The organism is Terriglobia bacterium, from assembly GCA_020072565.1.
In the GTDB taxonomy this organism is placed as follows: Bacteria; Acidobacteriota; UBA6911; order UBA6911; family UBA6911; genus JAFNAG01.
In genome coordinates this window covers 1-9,439 of record JAIQGI010000102.1, presented here as the reverse complement: position 1 = coordinate 9,439, position 9,439 = coordinate 1, and the positions used below count along the sequence as shown (strand labels likewise).

Annotated in this window: 8 protein-coding genes; 1 reads left to right on the top strand and 7 read right to left on the bottom strand. The window is 58.1% G+C overall.

Annotation, left to right across the window (positions count from 1 at the left end):
* Positions 1-669: 669 nt before the first annotated feature.
* Complete coding sequence (locus LAP85_28785; GenBank protein MBZ5500410.1) at positions 670-3,252, bottom strand: protein kinase; 2,583 nt, start codon at positions 3,250-3,252, stop codon at positions 670-672.
* Positions 3,252-3,827 (bottom strand): sigma-70 family RNA polymerase sigma factor, encoded by a 576-nt coding sequence (locus LAP85_28780; protein ID MBZ5500409.1) that lies wholly within the window; start codon positions 3,825-3,827, stop codon positions 3,252-3,254. Before LAP85_28780 ends, LAP85_28785 begins: the two co-directional genes overlap by 1 nt.
* A gap of 369 nt (positions 3,828-4,196) precedes the next feature.
* Between LAP85_28780 and LAP85_28775 the strand changes: the two genes are divergently transcribed.
* Positions 4,197-4,697 carry a hypothetical protein gene (locus LAP85_28775; protein MBZ5500408.1) on the top strand — a complete coding sequence of 167 codons (501 nt, stop codon included), beginning with the start codon at positions 4,197-4,199 and terminating at the stop codon, positions 4,695-4,697.
* A gap of 961 nt (positions 4,698-5,658) precedes the next feature.
* On the opposite strand, the gene LAP85_28770 is transcribed toward LAP85_28775, so the two are convergent.
* From LAP85_28770 to LAP85_28750, 5 genes are all read right to left on the bottom strand, one after another.
* Complete coding sequence (locus LAP85_28770; protein MBZ5500407.1) at positions 5,659-6,516, bottom strand: arylamine N-acetyltransferase; 858 nt, start codon at positions 6,514-6,516, stop codon at positions 5,659-5,661.
* Positions 6,517-6,551: 35 nt separating this feature from the next.
* Positions 6,552-6,941, bottom strand: coding sequence for a hypothetical protein (locus tag LAP85_28765; protein MBZ5500406.1), 390 nt, complete (start codon positions 6,939-6,941; stop codon positions 6,552-6,554).
* Between the two features lie 284 nt (positions 6,942-7,225).
* A complete protein-coding gene (locus LAP85_28760; GenBank protein ID MBZ5500405.1) occupies positions 7,226-7,504 on the bottom strand; it encodes a 4Fe-4S binding protein in 279 nt (92 codons plus the stop codon).
* Between the two features lie 37 nt (positions 7,505-7,541).
* Positions 7,542-8,594, bottom strand: a complete 1,053-nt coding sequence (locus tag LAP85_28755) for an acetyl-CoA synthase subunit gamma (protein ID MBZ5500404.1) — start codon at positions 8,592-8,594, stop codon at positions 7,542-7,544.
* On the bottom strand, positions 8,578-9,090 hold the full coding sequence (locus LAP85_28750) for a MarR family transcriptional regulator (GenBank protein MBZ5500403.1): 513 nt from the start codon (positions 9,088-9,090) through the stop codon (positions 8,578-8,580). The genes LAP85_28755 and LAP85_28750 overlap by 17 nt, the downstream gene beginning before the upstream one ends.
* Between the last annotated feature and the right edge of the window lie 349 nt (positions 9,091-9,439).

Sequence of the window (9,439 nt, the reverse complement as noted above, 5' to 3'; positions counted from 1 at the left end):
GCAGAGGCGGCGGAAGTTCAAAAAGGCGAGACAATGGAATGGCTGGTGGAGGATCGAAACACTTTCATCCTCAAGCGCGTCCGCTCCCGAAACTCATTTCTCAAAAAGCGACACGCTCCTTGACTTGACGCGCATGCCTGTAAGGGCGATGCAAGGTCCTTGTAATCGGGCCATTGCAGGAGTTTCTGCATCGCCCTTACAGGGCTCATCCATCATTTGCGTCTTATCCCAGGGCTTGCGCCCTGGGCTGAAAACTACGGCCGCCCTTTCAGGGCTTGCGGCCACCAACGGCTTCGGAACTTGTGGCAACCAGCGGCTTCAGGGCTTGCGGCCACCAACGGCTTCGGAACTTGTGGCAGCCAATAGTTCGCCGGAATGGCTGAGCCCGCCAGGGTCGCACCCTATTTCCTTAATAGGGCCTATCCACATCACTCAGGTTGCCGCCGTCGAGCAATGAACTCCAGGTTGGCCTGATAATGGTGTACGGAGGCACAGGGACGTCAAACTGGCGCTGGGATGCTTCAAGGCCCCATTCACCCGATGCAGCACATTCCCGGGCCGTCTGGCGCGCGATCACAGATAGGACCTGAGTCAGGTGGATAGGCCCTTCCTTAATTAAGCGCCATTCGCGCCTGTCTCCAGAATCCACGACGTCGCCGGCTTACCCGGTCATTGGAATCCGTGGGTTGCGGCGAACTTCGTGTAACAGGAAGCCGCTGCCTTGTGGATTTCTTGAAATTCAGGCGTGTTGCGGACGTTCTCAAGGAGCGGGTCCGTGCCCAATGCCGGATAGGCGCAATAATTCTTCTCGATGGCGCGGCGAAGTTGACGCAGTGCCGCGGGGCGCTGTTCACAGAACGACTGGATTCTGGCATCGAAGTATGCCTGTTCGGGATCGACCAGATTCACAACGATGCCCTCACATCTTTCCGACAAACTCCTGATCCGGTCCGGACCATCATGCCGAAGATAGGCCAGAATCAGGCCGGCTTGTGCGAAATCGTTCTGGAGTTCCGTGAGAATCGGCACGGCTTCTTCTATCCTGCGCTCGGAAAGCAGAACCGACGCAATTCGCCATGAGGAGAAGCGTGACCCTGCATCCAAACGAGCGAATTCCCGGGCTCGATCGTATTGTTTCAGCATCTCGAACGGAATCGAGCAGGAGCGGAACGTGTAGTTGGCGGGATCAAGTTGCAGCGCCCGGTCGCACTCCCGCCCGGCTTCCACTAAGCGGCCTGCATACCGCAACACATAGCTGAGTCCCATATGCGCCTCACCGCTTGCCGGTCGTTTCTGCATCAGTAGTTTCGCCACGCTATAGGCGTCGTCGAGTTGGCCCGATTCGGCGCGAAGCGATATCATCATCCTCGCAGCACCAAGCAGGTTGGGATCAAGGCTCAGCGCCCGCTCGGTGGCAACCTGGGCGCGACGTCGCGCGGGCATGCCGCCATCGGAGTACTGGAAATCGTAGTAGTACCGACGTCCGGCCTCGGCCCACGCTGGTGCGTACGCGGAGTCCAGTCCGATAGACCGCTCGAGCATTGAAATGCCCTGTTTGTTCTCGCTGCCGTCGTGCGGGGTGGCAATGCTTCTCAAATAGAGTTCGTATGCCTCCTCGCTCTTCGGGTGGGTTGCGGTCGCCGTTGAGACGGCGGAGCGGCCTAAGGCTCGGATGAGCCCCTGTCGTATGCGCGTGGCTGTCTGTTCCTGCAGGTTGATTTGATCATCGCCGCGAGCTGTCAAGGTGTCTCGCCATAGCACACGATTGCTCGCGACATCGATTACTTCCACGGTGACGCGAATGTGCGCCTCTTCCCTGGCAAAGTGACCGGCAACGACGGTCGCGACATGCAGCTCCCGACCCGCGCGTTGTGGTTCGATGCTTGCGGTCGCGTACCGCCGCATGTCAGCAAAAGGTCTAATGGACAGATCGGGCGTATAGCTAAGTACGGTTGCAACCTCATCGGGCAAGGCCCATCGCAGATAGTCAGATTCGTTGTCGGATCCGAGGTTCTGGAATGGCAGGACGGCAACGCTGGTTTGGATGGTGGGAGTGATTGCCCTCTGCTTTGTCACAGCCCACCAGATCAGGGCAGCCAGCAGCACCAGGACGCTCACAGCCGCGTAAGGTTTCCAACTAAATGACCGCACTTGCTGATGCTCGCCAACCTCAGCGCGGACTGGTGATGACGACACCTCGGCCAGATCCGCGCTCAACTGCCTGGCCGACTCATACCGGTATAGGGGATTCTTTTCCAGGCACTTGAGGATGATCTTCTCCAACCCGGGCGAAAGATCGTTTTTTAATCTGCCGGGTGGAAAAACCGGGGCGTGGAGGATCTGGTCCACCAGCGCAACGGGCAAGTCTGACTGGAACGGCCGGCTCCCCGTTGCGATCTCATACAGGACCACCCCGGCGCCATAGATGTCCGTGCGCGCGTCTACCGGCCTGCCCAGCAATTGCTCAGGTGCCATGTAGAGTACCGTGCCCTGCACAACATTGAGTTCCGTAATGCTGAGTGTTTGACTGGCTTTGCTGACCGGCTGCACCAGTCTTGCAATGCCAAAATCCAGAATCTTCAGGCGCCCATCCGGAGTGATGCGCAGATTCGCCGGTTTCAAATCGCAGTGCACGATGCCTTGATCGTGCGCTGCTGCAAGTCCCTCCGCAAGTTGCGCTCCGAGGCACACGATTTCCTTCTCAGGCAGCGGTCCCTCCCGGAGTTTTTCGCTCAGGGTGGTGCCCGGAATGTATTCCATCACCAGGAAATCAACGCCCTCCTGGGTGTCGAAGTCGAAGACCGTCTCTACGTTCGGGTGGCTTAGCCTGGAGAGTGCAAGGGCTTCCTTGCGGAAACGTTTTCGGGAGGCTTCGTCACCGAGAGTGTGCGGAGGAAGAATCTTGACAGCGACATCCCGATGAAGATGTTCGTCATAGGCACGGTGGATGACACCCATGCCCCCCTCGCCGATCTTTTCCCGGACGGTGTAGTGCGATAAGACCCGGCCGACGATGTCGGGACCGGGTTCACTTTCCCGGTCTTTTGCAAGCACCCTGGCCGCCAGCTCGAGCGCAGGGGACTCGATGAACTTTTCCGCCTTGGGCCGGCAAGCGAGGAGGGACTCAACTTCCTCATACAGAGACTCGTCGCCGGCGCACGCTTCTTTCAGGAAAGCTTCCCTCTCACCTGCTCCGCGTTCCCGAGCCAAATGGTAAAGCCGCTCGATCTCATGCCATCGTTCCGGCTCCATCACGTCTCCCCGCGTCTCATTTCCCGATACAGCCAGGCCTTCGCCAGATCCCAGTCCCGCCACACAGTGTCGGGCGACACACCGAGCACCTCCCCGGATTCCTCAAGGCTCAACCCGCCAAAGAAACGCAGCTCGACCACTTTCGCTTTCCTTGGATCGATAGCTGCCAGTGCCGTCAGCGCCTCGTCAAGCTCGATCAGATCTGCATCCCGCTCGGAAGAAAGGAGCGCAGCTTCGTCAAGCGACACATGGGAGAGTCTACCGCCTCGCTTTTGTGAATTCCGCGACCGCGCGAAATGAACGAGGATCCGCCGCATCAATTTAGCCGAAATGGCGAAGAAGTGGGCGCGGTCCTGCCAGTTCACCGTATTCGCATCGATGAGCTGGAGGTAGGCCTCGTTTACCAGCGCCGTGGTTTGCAGGATGTGGCCGGCATTCTCGCGTGTCATGTAGTAGTGTGCCAGCCGGCGCAGCTCGTCATAAACCAGAGGCATGAGTCTATCCAGCGCCGTCTCATCGCCCCGGCTCCAGGCTTGAAGCAGCTGCGTGACTTCTTTCGGGGACTGTCCGCTCATAAACCCCCCAGGTACCTGGAGAGAAAGTATTCCTGAGTTAATGGCGGTAATCCACCTGCCCTCAAAACCGCAACTGTATCCTGCTTTCAGGTTCGCCTCAGCCACTTTGGGGAGGGGGTCTTAGCCGGCATGCGCGCCTCACCCCTGCCCCAAAATCCGATCCTAATCGATGCCGACTTGCATACATAGAAAAAAGATTTTCAAGATCGTTCAGAAGTTCAAGATCGGTTTGCCCATTAGGGTATGAGGGCAGCTTGAAGCTGCTCGGAAGGGAGCGCCAATATGGCAAGCAAACATCAGGTCGAACCCGTGAGCTCACATAGAAAGTCAGGAATAAAGCTTAGAATCTTGTCCCGGTGTCTCCTGATAATGTTCTTGGCAACGGTCTCGTCTCACGCGCAATCCCAGCAAAAAACCGAGACTCTGATTAAGGGAAAGAAGCAGCTCGGCTTCATCGTCAGCCTGGAGGTCAAATTTTCACGGGTTGACGGTAAGTTTGCCAATTTTGTGGGGGCAACCATGGGGTTGGTGGTCAAACCGGACTTCTTCATCGGCATTGGCGGCTATGGGAGACCCACGGAAGCTTCAAGTAATCAAATGGCTTATGGTGGACTCGTTCTTCAGTACACCCTGAGGCCGCACAAGCTCATCCATTACTCCATTGGCGGCCTGCTGGGTGCCGGTAGTGCCCAATTGTGTTCCAAGACCTTTTTCGTGGCTGAACCCCAGGTGATGGTAGGCGTCAACGTTACCGAATGGTTTCGAGTGGGATTTGGCGGTGGGTACCGTTTCATTGGAAATACCGGCTGGGCAAACTCCCGGCTGCGGGGCCCCTCGGCAAACATCACCCTGGATTTTGGCCGCCGCTAGTCCCGAATCGTGACGGTCCGGATCGGCTCGATCACCCAACTGGGAGACCCATGATCAGAGGCCATAGCACCTCGAACGGATTCCTTGTGCGTCGAGTCTCAAGAGCGGATCGGCCTGGAGGTCATGCGGACGGAGCAGATGGAAGGCGGCCTTCAGTGCACCATCATTCCACCCGGCTCGAGGCCCACGACTGAGAGTCCAATCCGCGCCAAGCTGCCAACGGAGATGATCCCCGTTTGAACAGTTAGGTCAATCGGCATGAGTGCCGAAGGTGCGGCACAAGACATAGGTGCCGGTCCTTCGGACCTCAACTCTTCGTCTCACTCAACCCCGCCCTCATGGGCGGGGCTATTCTCTGCCGGCGCTTCGCGCCTCCTTACTCTGCATCTCGGTGGTGAATGTCCTTTCCTTTATGAGATGCTGGCGGGCAGGCGGGCATTCCAGCGCGACTCGGCGGCGGAAACGATGAACGTGATCCTCAAGGAGGATCCGCCACCGGCCTCTTCAGCAGATCCACGCCCTTGATCCGCAGACGACAGCACTCCAACGACCGCAGTCCGACCCCGTAAAGCAGTGGAGCCTCTCGACTCAGACACCCTGAAATCACGAGCCGATGGCAGGTGATTCCAGGGTGTCGGAGTGTCTCTGGCATCGCTGCCGACATTGTGATCAAGATATCCATCCGGGGCACGAGGTCGTGCCCCGGATGATCAGAGGAGCCATAACGAGGTCTCCCAGGAGTAAACGCGATGCGGAGCTCATCGGACATCGCATGGTAGCGCTATGTGCACTCGCCTTTGGTCCTGCGTATTCGCATGGAATTGGTCGCCTTGTACTCATCGGATCGCTGTCATGTGGATCAGCGATCAGAAGGGCCGAAGTATGCCATGGGGGCCGTCTCCCAGCAGTGGTCCGGGAACCTGTGGATTGCCAAAACTCCGTGCGTCATACGGTATAGTTTTTAAAACTGAGGGCCGGAGCCGCCATCGAAGAAATGCCTGCCGGTCACCTGTTCGAGTACTCCTACGGCTTCCTCGATAGGGCAGCGGGGCATGACGAACTGGTTAGCGACAGCCTGCCGCAATTCCTGCATGGAGTGCAGCCTTGTTTCTCTGGCTTCCGCGCCTTTGTAATAGGTCAGCGTCGAGTTCTTCAACTCGATTGAGTGGCCCTCGAAGAAGCGTGTGATGCGCAAACAGCTCATGAACATCCTGCCCGAAGTGTACGAGTCCAGGATGATCTGCCGAAAGAACTCCAAACTCCGCGGAGGCCCGTGCACGGCATAGCCGTGCACGCATTCCTGGCCACACCATACCGTCATCCCGCACTCGCCTGTTCTATTGCGCTCCAGGACGTATCGGTATTTCCCATGCGACAACTCAAAGGGCAGTTGGTCGAGCCGAATAGGCTGCAGGAGTGGCGCCGCATACCCTGCATCCACGTGGTACGCAACCCCCTCGATCCGAACCCGGATGGCTGTATGGATATTCGGAGTGTTCATGTCGGCACCGAGCAGGTCGGCGTCGTAGCCCAGCACTTGCAGTAGTTCTGCGAGAAAGGGATTGCTCGTGTAACAGGTTCCTCCCAGATCCGCGTGGTCGATTCCATCCAGAAATTCGGACAGGTTTGTGACCCTGCCTGCTCCTTCGCGGCCAAAAAGCAGCAGTTTGGACACGTTCTCGAATGGCACCCGGCACAGGTGGCGGCGCACGATTTCTTCCAGGCCTTCTATTCCGGACGGTACCACGTCAAAGCCCAGAATCCTCAGGTATCGGGCATAAGGCTCTGCGATGGTATGAATCTGCAAATGCGTGTGCACGTCAGCTGTCGACTTCCCCGGGGCCGAAAGGCGTTTTATTCCGGCGTGGGCTTTTTTGCGTTCCTCTTCTCGCTTGCGCGATGACGCCGGTTCGCCCGCTTATCTGTGAACTCCAACAGTTCTACAGGCGCGCCCGCCTCCTCGATGACGGCAACAAGAACTCCGGGTGAGGGCGAATTCGGTCTGATAATGATCTTTCTTCCCTTTAGGGCTGCCTTGAGATCATCGACCTCGAAGGCCAGATGCGGCAATTTTCTTACGAGATCGGGCACCCGACAGTCTTCCCCATAGATCATCCACTGGATACCGAACGGGTTAGACTCGTGATCCGTCGCGTGAACCTTGAGACGCCGGATTTCCATCATTCCCGGGACATTCTTCCGGGTAGGGATGCCCAGATGGTGATACCGGTATTTGATATTCATCCAGTGGCCACTCCTTCCATGGTACGCAGTCACTATATTATCTGAGATTCAATTGAGACAGCGGTTTCGTTATCGGCGCCCACGGTATGGAACGGGTCTTCCGTGACTCGCGGTTGACCCAGGCCTTGATTATCTGACGGGTCGCAAAGTTGAGGAAACGGTATGAGTCTATCGGCATGCTTCAAACTCCCGATCTCCGTGGTCGTGAGTCAAACGACCTCACCGCAGCTGTCGAACTCCTCCGGAATCCAACAGTGAGAATATGCTTCCGTCCGGTCTCGCGGCTAACTGCCGCAGCCGCATTGGGGAGAGCTGCCCTGAATCATTCCGCGGAAGATCGCATAGGCGCATCCCACTCCCGCCTGGACTTCCACCGCCCCGACCGGGCAGTTGATCATGCAGGCTCCACACTCCATGCAGGCATCCCGATCACGGACGACCGCCTTTCGAGCCCTCAGCTCGATCACGTTATGAGGACACACGCTCATGCAGATATCACAACCGATGCACTTTTCGGCCTCGATCTTGATGGTAGCCACGTTGCGCAAGTATCTCATTGGCATGAAATCACCTCCGGCCCTGCCAGTCATGGTTGCATTCTCAAAAGACCATCAGCGCGATTCCCAGGATCGCAGAAAGGGCGATCGGCCGGGCGAACAGCCGGATCTCCTTGTTCACTCCCGTCTGCGACGTGAACGTCGTGGACCCGGTGAAATTCAACGCAAGGAATGCGCTGATTGCCGGGAGGAGAAGAAGGATGCCTGCGAAATTGGCCGGCCCGACATCGTAGATCATGCCGGCAGCCACCGCCCAAAGCATCCCGAGCAACCAGCCTTTCAAGGCGAAAGAGCGAAATGGGATCCACGGCAGAAGTGCCGGCACAAACAGAGTTCCTGAGAGCGCGGCGCCGATCAGCATGAGGCTCAGCGGCGCCAGAGTGCGGAGCGCAAGAGTGCCGTGAACGAGGTGCCATGCCGCCGATACCATCAGAAACAGAAAAATATATTTGACAATCCCTCCCAATTCGGTCGGAACCAGGGCCAGGCGGTCCTTTAACCCGAAACGCACCAGTCTCATCTCCGGCGTGGCCTTTGTCCCGTCCGCAAGGAACCGCTTGACGTCACGGGCCCGGACGGGACCGTAGACGGTATGGAATCCTGTGAGTTTCTTCACCTCGTGCCCGGCCACGCCGGGCGCGCCCAGCTGAGGAAGGATCAGTGTGTGGTGCGTGATGCGCGCGCGCAGGCCGGAGGACTCGATGCGGCGGACCAACTCTGCGGTCCCGAAGGTCCCCTTCCCCGCCGCACACCAGACGTTGATTCCGTGGGTATCCAATACCAGGATCCAGGCCTTGAGGCCGGTCAGCTCCTTCCGCAACGAATCGAAGGTCAGCTTGTAGTTGGCCGTCACCAGAACCGGAGATCCGGAATCGGGGGCGCCGAAGGCATAGAGTCCGGGCTCGACACGGTATCGGCCGCGACCGATCCCCAAGCGCACCTTCCAGCCGCCCCAGCGGTCCGACAGGGTCAAACGGGCGTCCACCACCGGAACGCCATCGTCGGTCTTTTTCAGGCCGGGCCGCACCGTCGGCGCCACCCGCGTCTGTCCACCGCCGCAACAGGAAGTGCCGCATTGCTTATTCTCGTTTTCCATGCCGATTCCCCCTTTTGCGCGCTGTCGCCGGAACCCGGCAGCCGCCCGGATCGCAAGACGCTCCGGATGTGCCGGCAAGCATCGAGGCGAGCAACTTCACGGATTCCGCCAGCATGGGCCGTTGGCTTTTCGGAATGCGGGCCAGCAGGTCCGTGTAGAACCGGTCGCAGGAGTCGTCAATGAACTCAACTTTGCCTTTGCCGGCATCGGTTAGATGCAATTGCACGTAGCGCCGGTTTTCCGGATCGATCTCCCGGCTTACATAACCCGCCTTCACCAGGCTGTCGACGGTCCGGCTGAGCGTGCTCGTATCCAGCCCCAGCCGCTCGGACAGATCGACGATGCTCGTTTCCCCCGTTTCCGCGATCTCGAGCAGGGCGTGACATTGGGCGAGCGTGACTTCGCAGCAGGAAGTTCCCTCCTTGAGCAGGCTTCCGACTGCCCGCTCGATCACCCGCAAGTGCTTCCTGAACTCCCGAATGCCCGGATTTACCATGGCGGTCCCCTATAAATGTAAACACCAATAGTTGTATTAAACATCTACTGCGAATGTCAACTATAAAATTCTTCCTGCGCGGATATGACCCGGAATTATGGATGATCTTAAAATATGGTGACGATAGAAAAGCTCCCAACCCCGAAGGGGCGCCAGAGAATAGCCCCGGGCGTGAGCCTATAAGCGCTAACTTAACCCACTTTCCCGACCTGGACTTGGACTTGGACGTGGACCTTGACGCTCTGCTGCGCCGCAAGCGATAAGAAGCGACCCGTAGCCTGATAAAGGCTGGGCGTGCAAGAGTTTGTCTCCGCTCAAAAGGTCCACGTCTACGTCCAGGTTTAGGTCC